The organism is Prevotella sp. HMSC073D09, from assembly GCF_001814145.1.
Classification (GTDB): Bacteria; Bacteroidota; Bacteroidia; order Bacteroidales; family Bacteroidaceae; genus Prevotella; species Prevotella conceptionensis.
This window is the reverse complement of sequence record NZ_KV815031.1, coordinates 26346-26653: the sequence shown is the minus strand read 5'-3', so window position 1 is coordinate 26653 and position 308 is coordinate 26346.

Here is a 308-nt window from a genome sequence, read left to right as displayed (position 1 = left end):
TACGATAAAATGAATATTTATTTCAAGAAACCGCCATTTGTACCACATTTGAGGCTGTTTGCGGCTAAATGTACTGCAATTTGCAGCAAAACGCAGTGCAATTTGCCGCTAAACGCAGTGCGTTTTGGTGCGAAATACAATGCGTTTTGATGCTAAATGCAAGGTAAAATGGTGCAAAATGCAGTGCAAAATGCGGCTAAACGCAAGACGAAAAGAATAAATATGCGCCGAAATGGTATAAACAAAACCTTTAAGAACCATGAAACACATGGTTAAAAGGGCAAAATGGTGGTTAAAAAGTGAGGTTT